Source organism: Pseudomonas yamanorum (assembly GCF_013386765.1).
Taxonomy (GTDB): domain Bacteria; phylum Pseudomonadota; class Gammaproteobacteria; order Pseudomonadales; family Pseudomonadaceae; genus Aquipseudomonas; species Aquipseudomonas yamanorum_A.
Window position 1 is genome coordinate 25,985 of the sequence record NZ_JACARE010000002.1, and the last position, 16,506, is coordinate 42,490.

Sequence of the window (16,506 nt, forward strand, 5' to 3'; positions counted from 1 at the left end):
CCTGGCGGCGTAATGGCTTACACCTGCTTGTTCAGCAGCGCCATGAAACGGTCGATCTCGTCTTCGTTGTTGAGCAGGCCGGGGGCGGTTCGAATCACCGGGCCGACATCGCGGTGCACGGCGTCCACCACGGCCCGCTGGGCCATCAGGCGCGCTGCGATTTCATCGCTTTTGCGGCCCTTGACCCGAAAAAACGTGAAGCCGGCGGAGTGCTCGGGGCTCAGCGGCGTGACCAGTTCAACGGCCGGCAGCTCTTGCAAACGGTGCTTGATATAGTCGTTGAGCTGGTGAATGCGTGCCTGCACCTGGGGTTTTCCAAGCCCCAGGTGCAGTTTGAAGGCCTCGTCCAGTGCCCAGCGATGTTCGAAGGCGTGATAGCCGCCAGGGGACATTGAGGTGGCAAAGTTGGTGTCTTCGGAAAAGGTCGGCTCACTGGGCGTCACGTACTTTGCCTCCTCCCAGCGTGAACAGACGATGCCGGTGCCGCGGGGCCCGAACATCCACTTGTGGGTACCTGCGATAAAAAAGTCGCAGTTCATGGCGTTGAAGCTCAGGTCTTCGACGCCAAACCCATGGACGCCATCCACCACATAGAGAATGCGGTCCTTGTCGTCGCGGTTGCGGTTATGTTCATCCACCAGGGCACCGATTTCGGCAAGTGGCAGTTTCACCCCGCTGCCTGATTGCACCCAGGTCATGCCCAGCACGCGGGTGTTAGGGCGGATGTTGCTGGCGATCGAGGCAATGACCTCGTCGGTGGACACTTGGTGAGGGTCCTTGAACAACCTGATCTTGCGCACCGCTGTGCCTTCCTTTTGGGTGCGAAATTCCAAAATGCTCTGTGTGCAGAAATGCTCGTGTTCGGTAGTGAGGATCTCTTGGTCGGCGCGTACGTGAATCCCGCCATAGATCATCGCCAGGCCCTGGGTGGTGCTGCCGGTCAAGGCGATTTGCCCGGGCCTGGCCCCCAGGTACTGTCCGGCCCAATGCCGAACCTGGGCTTCGCGTTTCCAGGTTTCCTCGAGGTCCCAGTCCATCGCCAGGCCCGGGTTGCGGTCCAGGTCGGCACGGTGCCGCGCGATCGCATCGCGTACCGGGGTGGGATGGGAGGTGATCAGGAAGTTCGAGAAGTGCAGGTAATCCGGGTCCAGCAGGAACAGCTGGCGCAGTTGGCTCCAGCGGTCGTGTCCGGTGGACGCAGGGCTGGCGGCCGGGGCGCCCTGGTTGGCCTGGGCAAGGGTGCAGCCCAAAGGCAGTGCAGCAGCGATCAGGCCGGCCTGTTTCAGAAAGCGACGACGGTCATTCATGATCAATGGCTTATCCCGGCAATGGGGCTGGCGGGTTTGGCTGCTTTTTGCACCTGGTCCCACACCCGCAGGAAGTTGCCGCCCCACAATTTGGCAACGTCCGCTTCCGAATAGCCGCGCTGGAGCAGTTCGGCGGTGACATTTCGCGCCTCACTGACATCCTTCCAGCCCTTGATGCCGCCGCCGTCATTGAAGTCGGACGCGATGCCGACGTGGTCAATGCCGATCTTGCGGACGGTGTAATCGATGGCGTCGCCAAGGTCCTTGAGGCTTGCCTTCGGTTCTTCGTCCAGGATCGCGTACAGCGCCTGGGCATACTGGCCGAACTTCTGTTCAGGCCAGGCAGCAATGATCGGGTCGCCGGGCATCAGGGCCACGGCCTGGTTGGGCAGCGGTGGCAGGTCGAAGCGGGCGCGCAGGGCGTTGAGCTTGTCCTGGGTGGCCTGGGTCAATGGGCGTAGATAGGCAGAAAAGCCCACCACCTGGACCACGCCGCCACTGTTTTTGATCAGTTGCAGCTCCTTGTCACTGAGGTTGCGCGGGATGTCCACCATGGCCCGTGGGGCCGAGTGCGAGGCCACCATGGGGGTGCGGCTCAACTGAGCGACTTGCATCAGGGCCTTGGTCGACATTTGCGACACATCGATGATCACACCCAGGTCGTTGAGGCGGTGTACGGCCTGCTTGCCGATGTCGGAAAGCCCTTCAAGGGCGTCCGGCGAGTCGTTGAAAAAGGGCAGCGGGCGGGAGGAGTCGGACCAGTCGTTATTACCGACGTAACTGAACCCGAACATGCGCATGCCCCTGGCTGCCCACTGATCCAGCAGGTCGAGGTCATGGCCCAAGGGGTAGGCATTGAGCATGCTGATGAAAATCGCGAACTTGCCCTCGCCATGCAGGCGCCGCATGTCATCCGGGGTGTAGGCGATCGCCACCTGGTTTGGGTAATCGCGCACCATGGCGCTGATGATCTTGTAGCGAACTTCCTGCTGGTTGCGGGCCTCTTCGACGAAGCCGGCGGTTGGTTTGTGGGGCGCGTTGGGGCCGTTCCACAACTCTGGCCAACCGAAAATCGTCAGGGCCGCCGCCGAGAGTCTTCCGCGTGCGGCCTTGGCCAGGTCGAATTCGCCAGGACCGTCCTTGTCGGCTTCGTGCCCTTCGGTGCCAAAGTCGAGAGGCACCGTGATATGGCTGTCGAAGGAAATGATCCGGTCCTGCAGCTCGTCAGCCTGCTTCATCAGTTTGAGGGGGTAGCCCGGGCCGGTTCCAAAACCGTATTCCCACGCCAGGAAACCTGCGCCGGCACTGATCGCAAATACCAGGGGCAGGCCGATGAACAGGGCTTTTTTCGAACGTCGTTTTATCATTGCCATCTCTGTCAGGTTCGCGGTCAAGGTCCAGGCACAGGGGGCCTTTGCTATCAGGGAAGAACGAGTGGCCCGGGCAGAAATTTAGCTCGGGCGCATCGGCGCGCGCGTGAACGGTAAATTTGCCCGGCGGCTAAACGTTTTAGCTTGGATAAGGCCTGCTCCATGGCTGAAACAGGTAGGGCAATGACGATTTCGCGGCGGGGATTTATTGCAGGTCTGGCGGTGACGGGTGCAGCAGTGCCGGCGGCTTACTATGCACATCGGCATTTGACCCGGGAGGAAGAACCCATCACGCCCGGCGAGGCGACAGTCGAGTTGGCGGATGCCCCTGGCCAGCACCTGGCCAATCAGTTGCGTGGCATCTGGGACATTCGTTTCGACGGCGCGGATGCCGGGCTGCAGGGGTTACCCCTGGAAGGCCTGGAGCTGTTTCTTGATGTTGCCCCGCGTGGCCGAGGCCTGAGCGGCTGGCTGGATACTGCCGCGGTCTTGCGCAGCGGTGCAACGCCGCGCTACCAGGTGCGTGGCGAGCTGGCCGAGCCGGGCGCGCCTGAACTGTACTGGCGACTCCTGCGTACCGAGGCCGGGGTACCCGTGCCGGTCTATGAGTTGAGCGTGAAACACGACGAGGTGTGGGCCGAGTTCGGCAATGCGGGCAGCGGTACCCTCAGCGGGCACATCGCGCCACTGGATCGGCCGCTGTCCTTGCCGGCACTGGCCAATCGTTTTGTCGCCACCAAGCGGCTGTTCCCCGAGGCGCGCCAGCGCATTGGTTTGAACCCGCCCCTGCTCGCCTGGCTGGTTTCGCCCGAACATCGCCTGTTCCATCAGCTCTGGCATGCGTCCCGGGACAAGTGGCACACCCTGCCTGAAGACAAACGCAATGCGTTGCGCGGTATCGGCTGGCAGCCTGGTCCCCGCGACACCGAGCGCGACGCCCGGGGCGTGCACAAGGACCGTAACGGCTCAGGTGTCGACTTCTTTTTCATGCACCGGCACATGCTGGGTACGGCGAGGTCCATGCAGGACTTGCCGTCGTGGCCGTGCTTTCCCACGCCACAGCCAGAGCTGGACCGCGACCGTGAAGGCTTTGCGCGTTACTTTGATAATCATGATGGCTTCGCCTTGCCGCCGACCTGGACGGCCCCCGGGGATGCAGCGTTCACCCGCTGGATCAGTGATATCAAGCAGGCGGATACCTTTCACGGCAATTTCCAGGTCTGGGAATCGCGGTACACCGACCCTCGTTACCTGTCGCGACTGACCCTGGGTCAGTTCGGTTCTGAAATCGAATTGGGCTTGCACGACTGGCTGCACATGCGCTGGGCCTCGGTGCCGCGTGATCCTTCCAATGGCGCACCCGTGCCATTGGCGCGTGAACTGGACGACTTCTCACCGCGTTGGTACGCCGCCGAAAATGACTTTCTGGGTGATCCGTTCTCGTCCCACGTCAATCCGGTGTTCTGGCATTTTCATGGCTGGATCGACGACCGTATTGAAGACTGGTTCCGGGCTCACGAGCGCTTTCACCCGGGAGAAGTCAGCCGCTTGCACGTCAATGGTGTGCCCTGGTTTGCGCCGGGACGCTGGGTGGAAGTCGACGACCCGTGGCTGGGCCCGGTGACGCACGGGTGCAGCACGACGCCAGGGTTGCAAGTGGGAAAGTCGATGGAGATGGACCCGGAAACCATGAAGCTTGCGCTGCGTATCACCTTCAGCGCCGACGAAGACAAACTCGCGCAGCTGTTTCGCAAGGTGCCTCGCCGTCCGTGGTACGCGCGCCACTTGAAGATCCTTTAGGTCAGCAGGCTCGCGCAGGTCTGGCAGGTCTCAGCGTACCTGCCAGCCGCCACCGAGTGCCTTATACAGGGCGATGCTGGCCGTCAGCCGTGACTGGCGCAATTGCACGTTCAGGTCCTGGGCGGCATACAACGTGCGCTGGGTTTCGAGCACTGTAAGCAGGTCCTCGGCCCCGGCCTGATAGCGGCTCTGGGCAATCTGGAAGGCGGTCTGGGCCTGTCGCAACTCCTCGTCCTGCCATTGGCGTTGTTCGTCCAGTCCGCGAATGTTGCTCAAGGCCTTTTCCACGTCGGCAAAGCCGTTGATGATCGCGCCACGATAGGTTTGCAGCAGCTCTTCCTGGCGCGCGCTGGCCTTGTCGCGCTCGGCACTGAGGCGTCCATTGTTGAAGATCGGGGCAATCAGGCCGCCCGTGAGGTTGTAAAACGGACTGCGCAGGATGTCGGCGGCTCGGTCGGCACCCGAGCCCAGGTTGGCGGTGAGGGTCACACTGGGCAGCATGGCAGCGCGTGCGACGGTGACATTGGCCTGGGCCGCTGCCAGTCGCGCCTCGGCGCTGGCGATGTCCGGGCGTCGGCTCAACAGTTCGCTGGGAACACCGGCCGCGATGTCTGGCCAGGTCAGTTGATTGAAGGGTTGCGGGTCCAGGGTCAGCGTCTGGACCGGCTGGCCCAGCAAGACGGCAAGGCTGACCCGGGCTTCCTGCGCTTGCTGGCGCACCAGCGGCAGTTGTCGCTGCTGGGTAGCCACCAGGCTCTTTTGCTGCGCCAACTCCAGGGCCGTTGCAGACCCCGAGTCATAGCGGGTCTGCACCAGCGCCAGTACGTCTTGTGCATTGGCCAGGTTGAGTTCGGCAATATGCAACTGTTCGCCGAGTGCCAGCACTTGGGTGTAAAGGGTGGCGACGCCACTGAGCAGGGTCAGTTCCACGGTGGCCTGGTCAAACTCGCTGGCGCGCACCTCTTGTAAGGCGCTGTCACGGGCAGCGCGCTTGCCCCCCCAGAAGTCGATCTCATAGGTGGCGGTCAGGCTGGCGTCGAAGTAATCCACGGCCCTGTCATCGCTGTCGGCGCTCAGTTGGCTGTAGCCCTTGCCATGCAACAGTTTCTGGCGGCTGGCGTTCAGCCCACCCTTGAGTTCAGGCAGCAACGGTGCGCCTGCGATCACGGCACTGGCCTGAGCCTGGCGCACGCGGGCGGCGGCGCTCGCCAGGTCGTAGCTGCCGGTTCGCGCCTGCTCGATCAGGCGGTTGAGCTGAGGGCTGGTGAAGCTCATCCACCATTGCCGGTTGTCGCGTACCCGGCTGTCGGCGGCTTCGTTCCAGGCAACGGGTGCTTGCAAGCCACTGTCCGGGCGTGGTGCAGGGTTGCTGCAGGCCGCGAGCAGCAGGCTGGCGGCGAGGAGCGTCAAGTGTGCTTTCATAGGGCGTTCATTCACTGGTAAGGGCCGTGACCGGGTCAAGTCGAGCCGCCTTGCGGGCCGGCATGAAGCCGAAGATGACGCCGGTGACGAGGGCGCAGGCGAAGGCGCCGACAGCCGACACCAGCGAGAAGGCGACTGCCACGTCGCTGAGGATCAGCACGCCGCCGACCAGCAGCGCCAGTCCAATCCCGGTTATGCCCCCGACCACCGACAGCATCACTGCCTCGGTCAGAAACTGGCGCAAAATATCGCGTTGGCGTGCACCGGTAGCCATGCGGATACCAATTTCACGGGTACGTTCGCGCACCGTCATCAGCATGATATTCATCACGCCGATCCCACCGACCAGCAGCGAAATCGCGGCAATTGCGCCGAGCATCAATGACAGGGTGTTCTGGGTCCTGGCTTCGGCCTGGATCATCGCGGCATTGTTGGTCAGGTGAAAATCACGCTTGCCGTTGTGCAGCCGCACCAGTAGCTGGTCAATCGCCTGCTCCGCTTCCTTGACCATCCGCGCGTCGCTCGCGGCGATCACTACGTACTCGGGGTTGTAGCTGCCGAACAGTCGAATGCTGGCGGCGGAGTAGGGAATGGCGATGCGGTCGTCGCTGTCCTTGTCGCCGGAGCTGGCACCTTTCTCGGCAAGCACGCCCACTACCTGGAAGGGTACGTTTTCAATCAGGATGTACTGCCCGATGGGGTTGCGGGCGTCACCGAACAATTTGTCACGGACCTTTTTGCCGATGACCGCCACGGTGGCGGCGGCGTGCTCATCCGCCTCGGTAAAGTAACTGCCCTCGACCACTGGCCAGTTGAAAATCGCCGGGAAGTTGGTGTCATTGCCGCCGACATAGGCCATATGGTCAACGTTGCCAAACCGTACACCGGCTTCGGCGCCATTGACTGGCATGATGCGTTTGACCTGAGGCAGCGAGGCGAGGGCGGCGACATCGCCAAGGGTGATGATGCCAGGCGGGGTGCGCGGGTTGGGCGCCGCTCCGCTGACATACAAAATGTTCGAGCCAAAGGCGCCCATCTGTGCCATTACCTGGCGCTTGCTGCCTTCGCCTACCGCTAGCATCACGACCACCGAGGCCACACCGATCACGATGCCCAGCAGGGTCAGTGCGGTGCGAAAGCGGTTGATCCACATCACGCGCCAGGCCGCTTGCACGGCGTCCAGCAGTTCGGCCTTCCACGCACCGTTGTGCTCGGCGCCGCTGGCCAGCCGCTGGCGCAGGTCTACCGCTTGCAAGGCGCCCGAGGTGAGCGCGGGCTTGGTGTGCGAGGTGTCGGCGCTGTCGCTGATGATCAGCCCGTCGCGGATTTCGATGATGCGATTGGCCCGTGCCGCCACTTCACGATCGTGGGTGATGAGGATAACCACATGGCCCTGGCTGGCTAGCTCGTCCAGCAGGGTCATGACCTCGGCGCCGCTGTGGCTGTCGAGGGCGCCGGTGGGTTCGTCGGCGAGGATGATATGGCCGCCGTTCATCAGTGCCCGGGCGATGGATACCCTTTGCTGCTGGCCGCCCGACAGCTGATGAGGGCGGTTTCCTGTGCGCTCTGCCAGCCCCAGCCGGGTAAGCAGGGCGCTGGCGCGGGCGTGGCGTTCAGCGGCGCTGATGCCAGCATAAATCGCCGGCATTTCGACGTTCTCCTGGGCTGATCCTGAGGGAATCAGGTGGTAGCCCTGGAATACGAAACCAAAGGCTTCACGGCGCAGCCAGGCGAGTTCGTCACTGCCCAGGTGGGCGACGTTTTCCCCGGCAAACAGGTAGTCGCCAGCGGTGGGGCGGTCGAGGCAGCCGAGGATGTTCATCAGTGTGGATTTGCCGGAGCCGGAGGCGCCGACAATCGCCACGAATTCACCGGCGTGGATCGACAGGTCGACCCCTCGCAGCACGTCGACTTGCGGGCTGTCGCCGCCACCGTAGGATTTGCGGATGTCCTTGAGTTCGATCAGAGGGGGCAACATTCAACCTCCGCTGCCATCAGCGGGGCCGATAAGCAGGTGGTCACCTTCATTGAGGCCGTCGAGGATCTGCACCCGCAGGCGGTCGCTGATGCCGACTCGCACTTCGCGCTCCTGGATGCTGCCATCCCTGGTCACGACCCGGGCGAGCTGCCTGTCAGCGTGGGCGCCTACCTGCAGTGCGGCAACGGGCGCGGTCAGCACGTCGCTGGCCTGGCTGGCGACAAAAAATACCTGGGCGGTCATTTCGGCCATCAACGTGTTATCGGCGTTGTCCACATCCAGCAACACGGTGTAGAGCACCACGCGACCACTGCCACTCTTGCTCGAACTGCTCGGGCTGCCGCCACCCTGGCTGGTTTCGTTGAGTGGTTTGGGCGGCACCGGCAGGATCTGCCGCACCGTGCTGGTCCAGCGCCGGTTGCCGCCGCTGAGGGTGGTGAAGTAGGCCGTCATGCCCGGCTTGACGTGGCCAATATCGGCTTCCGAGACTTCGGCCCAGACGGTCATTGGCGATAGCCTGGCAATCCGCAGGATCAGTGGCGTCTGTTGTTGTGCGTTGAGGGTCTGGCCTTCGCGCGCATCAAGGGCGACCACGGTACCGGACATAGGCGCGTAAATGCGTGTATAGCCCAGTTCGGCCTGGTCGCTGCGCAGGCTGGCCTGGGCCTGGCGAATCTGTGCCTGGAACATGTCGATGCGCGCCTGGGTGGCGTCGAGCTCCGCCTGGGCTGTTTGTACGTCCTCTTCGCGGGTCGCACCGCCGGCTGCCAGTCGCTGCTGGCGCTGGTACTTCTGCCGGGCCAGTTGATGTTGTGCGCGCTGCTCCTGCAATTGCGCTTGCAGGTTTTCCACGGAGAAGCGGCTGGCGTCGAGCTTGGCTTGCTGGGTGGAGGGGTCGATCTCCACCAGCAGGTCGCCTTCCTTGACTTGGGCGCCGGCTTCAACATGAATCTTGCGGATCTGCCCGGAGGCCTGGGCGCCGACGTCGACATAGCGCCGGGGCTGCAAGGTACCGAGGGCGGTGACGCTGCTTTCGATATCGCCGCGGCGCACTTCAAGGGTGGCGAATTTGTCGCGCCCGGGCGGTATGAATTGCCAGGCAGCGACGGCCATCATCGGGATCAGGCAAAGTGCCACAACCAGGGCGCGCCGGGTTTGTCGGGGACGGTTCATGCAGGGTTCCAGCCAGGGACGGTCGGGCTGCCACTCACTCGGGTAGCCTCAGGACACAAGCCTGGGGCCGCCGATCAAGCAACAGGTGCGGGAAGCTGCAAGGTAAACGAGGAATTTGCCCGGAAATTTAGGCTGTTACATATGCGGTTACAGGTGCTGGAGATAAATTATTGGGTCGTTTATGCAAGTCTTGTTTAAAACTAGATGAGAATTACTATAAATTACACATGCCTCAAACTGCCATCATCGTGCTGCATCACCGAATCGGCCGTTATCTTCGTACTCAAAGGACCTAATGCCGCCCCCAGGCGGTCGGGAGTCATGTTGGAAAACTACTATCGCGAGCTGGTGTGTTTCCTCAACGCCAAGCTGGGCAACCGCCAGGTGGCCGAAGATGTGGTGCATGACGCTTATGTGCGGGTGCTGGGGCGCGCCAGTGAGGTTCCGATCGAGCAGCCCCGGGCGTTTCTCTATCGCACGGCGCTGAACCTGGTGATCGACGGTCATCGACGCAACGCCCTGCGCCAGGATGAACCTCTGGAAGTACTCGACAGCGAGGAGCGCTTTGCGCTTTCTTCACCCCATCACTGCCTGGACCACGACCAGCGCCTGGAGATGCTGGAGCGCGCGCTGGCCGAGCTGCCGGCGCTCTGCCGTGACAGTTTCCTGCTGCGCAAGATCGATGGTCTGTCCCACCTGCAAATCGCCGGGCGCCTGGGTATTTCCCGCGCGCTGGTGGAAAAACACATCGTCAATGCCATGAAGCATTGCCGAGCGCGCATGCGTGAGTGGGATGCGCACTGATTCCAGCGCCAGCTAAATTTTTTTTCATTGTCCTCGTCTCCTATCAACACACGACCTGTTGCTGTGCCTTCAGGTCTCTGAGGCTTTCCCGCCCCACTGCCACGGGGCTTATCCAGAGGACACTGGAATGACACAGGCAATTGCATCGCCCGCCGTTCACGACCTGATCGGTATCGGGTTCGGCCCCTCGAACCTGGCGCTGGCCATCGCCCTGCAGGAACGCGAGAAAGCCCAGGGCAAGCTGGACGTGCTGTTTCTCGACAAGCAGGCCGACTACCGCTGGCATGGCAACACCCTGGTGACCCAGAGCGAATTGCAGATTTCCTTCCTCAAGGACCTGGTGACCCTGCGCAACCCCACCAGCCCGTATTCCTTCGTCAATTACCTGAAAGCCCACGGCCGCCTGGTGGATTTCATCAACCTGGGCACCTTTTATCCGTGCCGCATGGAGTACAACGACTACCTGCGCTGGGTTTCCGGGCAGTTCCAGGCGCAGAGCCGTTATGGCGAGGAAGTGCTGGCCATCGAGCCGATCCTGCATCAGCAGCAGGTCGAGGCGCTGCGGGTGATTTCCCGGGATGCCCAGGGTGAGCAGCATGTGCGCACCACCCGTTCGGTGGTGGTCAGCGCCGGTGGCACGCCGCGTATTCCCGAGTCCTTCAAGGCGCTCAAGGAGGATGGGCGGGTGTTCCATCACTCCCAGTACCTGGAGCGCATGGCCCAGCAGCCGTGTGTGGACGGCAAGCCGATGCGCATTGCGATCATCGGCGGCGGCCAGAGCGCGGCCGAGGCCTTCATTGATCTGAACGACAGCTTCCCGTCGGTGCAGGTGGACATGATCCTGCGTGGCTCGGCCCTCAAGCCTGCGGACGACAGCCCATTCGTCAACGAAGTGTTCTCGCCGGAATTCACCGACCTGGTGTTCCAGCAGAACGGCAGCGAGCGCGAGCGGCTGGTCAACGAGTACCACAACACCAACTATTCGGTGGTGGACCTGGACCTGATCGAGCGCATCTACGGGATTTTCTACCGCCAGAAAGTCTCCGGCATCGCCCGTCATGCGTTCCGCACCCTGACCACCGTGGAAAAAGCCACGGCCGGGCCGCTGGGTGTCGAGTTGGCGTTGCGCAACAACGCCACCGGCGAAACCAGCCTCAACCACTACGATGCCGTGGTGCTGGCCACCGGTTACGAACGCCAGATGCATCGCCAGTTGCTGGCACCGTTGGCAGACTACATGGGCGACTTCGAAGTCAGCCGCGACTATCGCATCGTCACCGACGAGCGCTGCAAGGCCGGCATCTACATGCAGGGCTTCAGCCAGGCCAGCCATGGTTTGAGCGACACCTTGCTGTCGATCCTGCCGATCCGTGCCGACGAAATTGCCGCGTCGCTGTACGAGCACGACCGCAACCGCGGCAAGAGCCGTTCGGTGCAGGACCTCTTACTGGCGACCGCTAGCTGAGGACCGCCCACTGCCCACTGTAGGAGCGAGCTTGCTCGCGAAGGTCGCCAACGATAACGCTGGCATCCTGATTCAACGCGGCGCTCTCAGGTTTTTCGCGAGCAAGCTCGCTCCTACAGACGGCACTGGAATTGGCGCGCAGCTGCTGATACTGTACAAAAAACCAGTATCGGTAGAAGCCCCATGCAGTTGATCGAAAAGCTCAGCATCCTCGCCGACGCCGCCAAGTACGACGCGTCCTGCGCCAGCAGCGGCGCGCCCAAGCGCAGCTCGGAGGGCAAGGCGGGGCTGGGTTCCACCGATGGCATGGGCATCTGCCACAGCTACACGCCCGACGGTCGCTGCGTATCCTTGCTCAAGGTATTGCTGACCAACTTCTGCCTCTACGACTGCCAATACTGCGTCAACCGCCGCTCCAGCGACGTGCCCCGTGCACGCTTCAGCCCGGAGGAGGTGGTGACCCTGACCCTCGATTTCTACCGGCGCAACTGCGTCAGCGGGCTGTTTCTCAGCTCCGGCATCATCCGTTCGGCCGACTACACCATGGAGCAGTTGGTGCGGGTGGCCAAACTGCTGCGCGAAGAGCATGACTTTCGCGGCTATATCCACCTCAAGACCATTCCCGAAGCTGACCCGGCGCTGATTGCCGAGGCGGGGCGCTATGCCGATCGCCTGAGCGTGAACATCGAGTTGCCGACCGACAAGAGCCTGCAGACCCTGGCGCCCGAGAAGCAGATTTTCTCGATCAAACAGGCGATGCAAACCATCTACACCGGTGAACAGACCGTACTCAACGAACCCCGCGCACCACGTTTTGCGCCGGCGGGGCAGAGCACGCAGATGATCGTCGGCGCCGATGACACCGACGACAGCACCATCCTCCACAGCGCCGAGGCGTTGTACGGCAACTTCAAGTTGCGCCGGGTGTATTACTCGGCGTTCAGCCCGATTCCCAACAGCCCGAAAAGCGTGCCCCTGGCCGCGCCACCGTTGATGCGCGAGCACCGCTTGTACCAGGCGGACTTCCTGCTGCGCAGCTACGGGTTCAGCGCCAATGAACTGTTCGAAGGGCCAGGTGACCTGGCCCTGGATATCGACCCGAAACTGGCCTGGGCTCTGGAGCACCGCGAGGTGTTCCCGCTGGACCTGAACCGCGCCGAGGCGACGCTGATTGCGCGTATTCCCGGGATCGGCCTGCGCACCACCCAGCGGCTGGTGGACCTGCGCCGCCAGCGCAAGATCCGCTTCGAAGACCTGGCGCGCATGCGTTGTGTGCTGACCAAGGCCAAGCCGTTTTTCATCACCAGCGACTACCACCCGCAGCAGGCGGAAAGCACCAGCGTGCTGCTGCGTGAGCAACTGCGGGATCGCCCGCAGCCGCAGCAGATGGGGCTTTGGGGATGATCAGCCTGGAGTGCGACAACCTGTTCAGCACTTGGCGCGAACAGGCGCGCTGGTTGCTCAGCCATCAGATTGACCCAAGCCATGTGAGTTGGGGCATGGCCGAGGTGGCGGACCTGTTTGCTACCGACGAGCAGTACCCGGCCGAGTGCGGGCCGTTCCAGGCGCGGATTCCCAAGGCGCTGCTGGAGCTGCTGGAGTCTGCCGCGTGTTATCACGGTGAGCAGCGCTGGAGCCTGCTGTATGAGGTGTTATGGCGCGTGAGCCATGGTGATCGCACGGCGATGATGTCGGGTGACAAGCTGGGCAGCGAGTTGCAGCGGCGGATCAAGCAGGTGCAGCGCGAGGCCCATCACCTGCATGCGTTTGTGCGGTTTATCGCATTGCCGGCGGGGGCGGGGGTGGAGTTGCCGGAGTATGTGGCCTGGCATGAGCCGGCTCACGATATCTTGAAGGTGGCCAGTCAGCATTTTGTCGGGCGCATGGGGCGCCATCGCTGGATGATCGCTACACCGCTGGATGGGGTTTATTACGATGGGGAGCAGTTGGTTCACCAGAGGCAATGCCCGGTGGAGTGGCAGCAACTGGCGCAGAATGTCGAGGATCCCCACAGTGCGATGTGGCTGACGTATTACAGCCATATCTTTAACCCGGCGCGGTTGAATCCCAAGGTGATGGAAGGGCACTTGCCGAGCCGGTTCTGGAAGAATCTGCCGGAGGGCAAGCTGATTCCGGGGTTGATCAGCGAAGCGCGTACGGGCAAGCAGCGGGATGGGCAGGCGAAGATGATTGGGGCCAGGCCGGGCAAGAGAATCTCAAGCGGGCACGGTTAATGTAGGCGCTGGCTTGCCAGCGATGCAGGCGGCTCGGTATTTCAGTTAGACCGAGGTGATGCTATCGCCGGCAAGCCAGCTCCTACAGTTGATCTTCGGTGTTTCGGGGTAGGTTCAGGCCAGTTCAGTCGCGGTGTTTTTTACGACCGCCAACTCCGGATGTGCCACCAATTTATCAATGTGCAATTCGTCGTTGTTCAACCAGGTTTCCGTCAGCACCCGATAGTGCTCCATGTCCCGGCAGCGCATGCGCAGGCTGTAGTCGAACGGCCCGCTGATCAACTGGCATTCGAACACTTGCGGGCAGGCTTTGACGCAGGCCTCGAAGGCCTTCTGCGCCGAGCGCCCGCTCTGGTTGGAGAGGGCCACCAGCACCAGCAGTGACAACCCCGGCGAAACCATCTGTACATCGATGATTGCCCCATACCCCCGGATCACCCCGCGTCGCTCCAGTTTACGCACCCGTTCCAGGCACGGCCTGGGTGTCAGGTGCACCAGCGACGAGAGTTTTTCGTAGGTGATGCGCCCCTGGTGCCGCAATACGTCGATGATGGCTTCATCGATGCGGTCCAGCACAGGGGAGGCGTTCGATCCGGTGGCCTTGGTATCCATGGTGTGTGGTGTTCACTTCAATCGGTTGGAAAGAAATTGCTGCAGGCGTTCGCTGTTCGGCTGGTCGAGGATTTCCGCTGCGCCTTGTTCCTCGACGCGGCCCTGGTGCAGAAACAGCACCTGGCTGGACACCTGCCGGGCAAAGCCCATTTCGTGGGTGACCATGAGCATGGTACGACCTTCCTCAGCCAGCGTCTGTATGACTTTAAGGACTTCTCCTACAAGTTCAGGGTCGAGAGCCGAGGTGGGTTCGTCGAACAGAATGATCTCCGGTTCCATCGCCAGGGCCCGGGCGATGGCCACCCGCTGTTGCTGGCCGCCAGACAGGAAGGCCGGGTATTGATCCGCCACGCGGCCCGGCAGGCCGACCTTGTCGAGGTACAGGCGCGCGCGTTTTTCCGCTTCGGCGGCGCTCACCCCCAGCACCCGGCGCGGGGCCATGGTGATGTTTTCCAGCACGGTCATGTGGCTCCACAGGTTGAAGTGCTGGAACACCATGGCCAGGCGGGTGCGCAGGTTCTGCAGCTGCGCCTGGTGCGGCGCGCGGGTGCCGGCGCGGCCTTGCTGCATTTCGATGCTGATGCCGTCCAGGGTGATGACCCCGGCGTCCGGCTGTTCGAGGAAGTTGATGCAGCGCAGCATTGTGCTTTTGCCGGAGCCGCTGGCGCCGATCAGGCTGATCACATCGCCATTGCGTGCGTTGAGGGAGACGCCCTTGAGCACCTCATGGTCGCCATAGCGTTTGTGCAGGCCTTCGACCTGGAGTTTGACGTTGGCGTTTTCGGCCACGGCCACCGGTTTGGCGGCAGGGCGTACATCGGTGGGATAAGCGGCCAGGGCCTGCGCGGACTGAGTCATGGGTTAGCCTCGGGTAGGAACAAGAAAACGCATCCAGCGACGTTCGGCCAGTCGAAACAGGCCCACCAGTGCAAAGGACAGCAGCATGTACAGCAGGGCCGCGATGCCGAAGGCCTGGAACGTCAGGAACGTCTCGGCGTTGGCGTCGCGGGCCACCTTGAGGATGTCGGCGATGGTGGCGGTGAACGCCAGGGAGGTGGCGTGCAGCATCAGGATCATTTCGTTGCTGTAGGCCGGTAATGCGCGACGCAGCGCGGCGGGCACCACCACGAACAGGTTCAGGCGCCAGCCGTGCAGGCCGTAGGCCTTGGCCGCTTCAATCTCGCCGTGGGGGATGTTGCGGATCGCCCCGGCGAAGATTTCCACGGTGTAGGCGCAGGTGTTCAGCACAAACGCCAGCAGTGTGCAGTTCAGCGCATTGCGGAAAAACTGGTTGAGCAGGGCGTTGTCCTGCACCACGTCCAGGCCGTAGAGGCCGGTGTAGCAAATCAGCAATTGGATATACAGCGGCGTGCCGCGAAACAGGTAGGTGTAGACCTCCACCGGCCAGCGAATCCAGAAGTGCTCCGACACCCGCGCGATGGCCAGCGGGATCGACAGGAAGAAGCCCAGTACAACCGAGATAATGAACAACCACAGGGTCATGGCCACCCCGGAAAAGCCGTTGCCGTCGGTGAACAGGTAGGCCTGGCCGTATTGCTGGATCAGTTCGATCATCGCGCCATCCCCTTGATGCCCACGTTGTAGCGTCGTTCCAGGCGCTTGAAGATGCGGTTGGAGAGGGTGGTGATCACCAGGTACACCAGGCCCGCGAGGATCAGGAAATACAACGGGTCGTTGGTGGTCTTGCCGGCGTTCTGTGCGGCCTTGACCAGGTCCGACAGGCCGATGATCGACACCAGGGCTGTGGACTTGAGCAGCACCAGCCAGTTATTGCCCAGGCCCGGCAGGGCAAAGCGCATCAACTGCGGGAACAGCACCAGGCGAAAGCGCTGCCATCGGCTCAGACCGTAGGCGGTGGCGGCTTCCAGCTGGCCGGCGGGCACGCTGAGGATCGCCCCGCGAAAGTTCTCGGTGAAATACGCCCCGTAGATAAATCCGAGGGTGATGACGCCGGCGGTGAACGGGTCGATTTCGAAGTAGGCCCAGCCGAGCATTTCGCTCAGGTCGTTCAGCCACAGTTGCAGGCTGTAGAAAATCAGCAGGATCAGCACCAGGTCCGGCACGCTGCGAATCAGCGTGGTGTAGAGCGTGGCCGGAACCCGCAGCAGCTTGACGCTGGACAGCTTGGCGCCGGCGGCGATCAGGCCCAGGGACAGGCTCAGCACCAGTGCCAGGAACGCCAGCTTGACCGTCATCCAGGCACCCTGAGCCAGCAGCGGGCCGAAGCCTTGCAAGTTGAGGAATTCATTCATGGAGGGGAGATCTCTGTGGGGTGAAACAACGCATCTCTAACTACCCCCCCGTAGCAGCTGTCGAGCGC

The 16,506-nt window shown here is 62.4% G+C and carries 14 protein-coding genes and 1 pseudogene; 6 read left to right on the forward strand and 9 right to left on the reverse strand.

Going from position 1 to position 16,506, the window contains the following annotated elements; translation table 11 throughout:
- Window positions 1-17 precede the first annotated feature (17 nt).
- Both pvdN and pvdM read right to left on the reverse strand, forming a co-directional pair.
- Window positions 18-1,307, reverse strand: a complete 1,290-nt coding sequence (gene pvdN, locus HX875_RS00510) for a pyoverdine-tailoring periplasmic protein PvdN (RefSeq protein ID WP_177040826.1) — start codon at window positions 1,305-1,307, stop codon at window positions 18-20.
- A gap of 2 nt (window positions 1,308-1,309) precedes the next feature.
- Window positions 1,310-2,674: a pyoverdine-tailoring dipeptidase-like protein PvdM gene (gene pvdM, locus HX875_RS00515; RefSeq protein ID WP_177040828.1), complete on the reverse strand. Its 1,365-nt coding sequence runs from the start codon at window positions 2,672-2,674 to the stop codon at window positions 1,310-1,312.
- A gap of 186 nt (window positions 2,675-2,860) precedes the next feature.
- On the opposite strand from pvdM, the gene pvdP reads away from it, so the two are divergent.
- Entirely contained in the window at window positions 2,861-4,477 is a 1,617-nt protein-coding gene (gene pvdP, locus HX875_RS00520; RefSeq protein WP_177040830.1) for a pyoverdine maturation tyrosinase PvdP, read from the forward strand.
- A 30-nt stretch (window positions 4,478-4,507) separates the two neighbouring features.
- Here pvdP and HX875_RS00525 read toward each other — a convergent pair whose 3' ends face one another.
- From HX875_RS00525 to HX875_RS00535, 3 genes are read right to left on the reverse strand one after another with little or no spacing between them, the layout of a single operon-like run.
- Complete coding sequence (locus HX875_RS00525) at window positions 4,508-5,899, reverse strand: efflux transporter outer membrane subunit (protein ID WP_177040832.1); 1,392 nt, start codon at window positions 5,897-5,899, stop codon at window positions 4,508-4,510.
- Window positions 5,900-5,906: 7 nt separating this feature from the next.
- Window positions 5,907-7,877, reverse strand: coding sequence for a MacB family efflux pump subunit (locus HX875_RS00530; protein WP_177040834.1), 1,971 nt, complete (start codon window positions 7,875-7,877; stop codon window positions 5,907-5,909).
- Window positions 7,878-9,050 (reverse strand): efflux RND transporter periplasmic adaptor subunit, encoded by a 1,173-nt coding sequence (locus HX875_RS00535; protein WP_177040836.1) that lies wholly within the window; start codon window positions 9,048-9,050, stop codon window positions 7,878-7,880.
- Between the two features lie 321 nt (window positions 9,051-9,371).
- Between HX875_RS00535 and HX875_RS00540 the strand changes: the two genes are divergently transcribed.
- The 5 genes and pseudogenes from HX875_RS00540 to HX875_RS00555 all read left to right on the forward strand — a co-directional run bounded on the left by HX875_RS00540 (window position 9,372) and on the right by HX875_RS00555 (window position 13,553).
- Window positions 9,372-9,854: a sigma-70 family RNA polymerase sigma factor gene (locus tag HX875_RS00540; protein ID WP_177040838.1), complete on the forward strand. Its 483-nt coding sequence runs from the start codon at window positions 9,372-9,374 to the stop codon at window positions 9,852-9,854.
- A 127-nt stretch (window positions 9,855-9,981) separates the two neighbouring features.
- Window positions 9,982-11,319, forward strand: coding sequence for a lysine N(6)-hydroxylase/L-ornithine N(5)-oxygenase family protein (locus HX875_RS00545; RefSeq protein ID WP_177040840.1), 1,338 nt, complete (start codon window positions 9,982-9,984; stop codon window positions 11,317-11,319).
- A gap of 31 nt (window positions 11,320-11,350) precedes the next feature.
- Window positions 11,351-11,437 (forward strand): annotated as a pseudogene (locus HX875_RS32675) (outer membrane lipoprotein carrier protein LolA); the annotation flags it as partial.
- A gap of 65 nt (window positions 11,438-11,502) precedes the next feature.
- On the forward strand, window positions 11,503-12,723 hold the full coding sequence (locus tag HX875_RS00550) for a putative DNA modification/repair radical SAM protein (protein WP_177040842.1): 1,221 nt from the start codon (window positions 11,503-11,505) through the stop codon (window positions 12,721-12,723).
- A complete protein-coding gene (locus tag HX875_RS00555; protein ID WP_177040844.1) occupies window positions 12,720-13,553 on the forward strand; it encodes a TIGR03915 family putative DNA repair protein in 834 nt (277 codons plus the stop codon). The genes HX875_RS00550 and HX875_RS00555 overlap by 4 nt, the downstream gene beginning before the upstream one ends.
- 114 nt (window positions 13,554-13,667) lie before the next feature.
- Here HX875_RS00555 and HX875_RS00560 read toward each other — a convergent pair whose 3' ends face one another.
- Genes HX875_RS00560 through HX875_RS00575 form a run of 4 tightly spaced genes read right to left on the reverse strand, consistent with a single transcriptional unit; the run spans window position 13,668 to window position 16,438 of the window.
- Entirely contained in the window at window positions 13,668-14,165 is a 498-nt protein-coding gene (locus HX875_RS00560) for an Lrp/AsnC family transcriptional regulator (RefSeq protein WP_177040846.1), read from the reverse strand.
- Between the two features lie 12 nt (window positions 14,166-14,177).
- Window positions 14,178-15,023 carry an ABC transporter ATP-binding protein gene (locus tag HX875_RS00565; protein WP_256348011.1) on the reverse strand — a complete coding sequence of 282 codons (846 nt, stop codon included), beginning with the start codon at window positions 15,021-15,023 and terminating at the stop codon, window positions 14,178-14,180.
- A 3-nt stretch (window positions 15,024-15,026) separates the two neighbouring features.
- Window positions 15,027-15,740, reverse strand: coding sequence for an ABC transporter permease (locus tag HX875_RS00570; RefSeq protein WP_177040848.1), 714 nt, complete (start codon window positions 15,738-15,740; stop codon window positions 15,027-15,029).
- The gene (locus HX875_RS00575; protein WP_010166737.1) at window positions 15,737-16,438 is read right to left on the reverse strand and encodes an ABC transporter permease; all 702 of its coding nucleotides are present in this window, start codon (window positions 16,436-16,438) and stop codon (window positions 15,737-15,739) included. The genes HX875_RS00570 and HX875_RS00575 overlap by 4 nt, the downstream gene beginning before the upstream one ends.
- Between the last annotated feature and the right edge of the window lie 68 nt (window positions 16,439-16,506).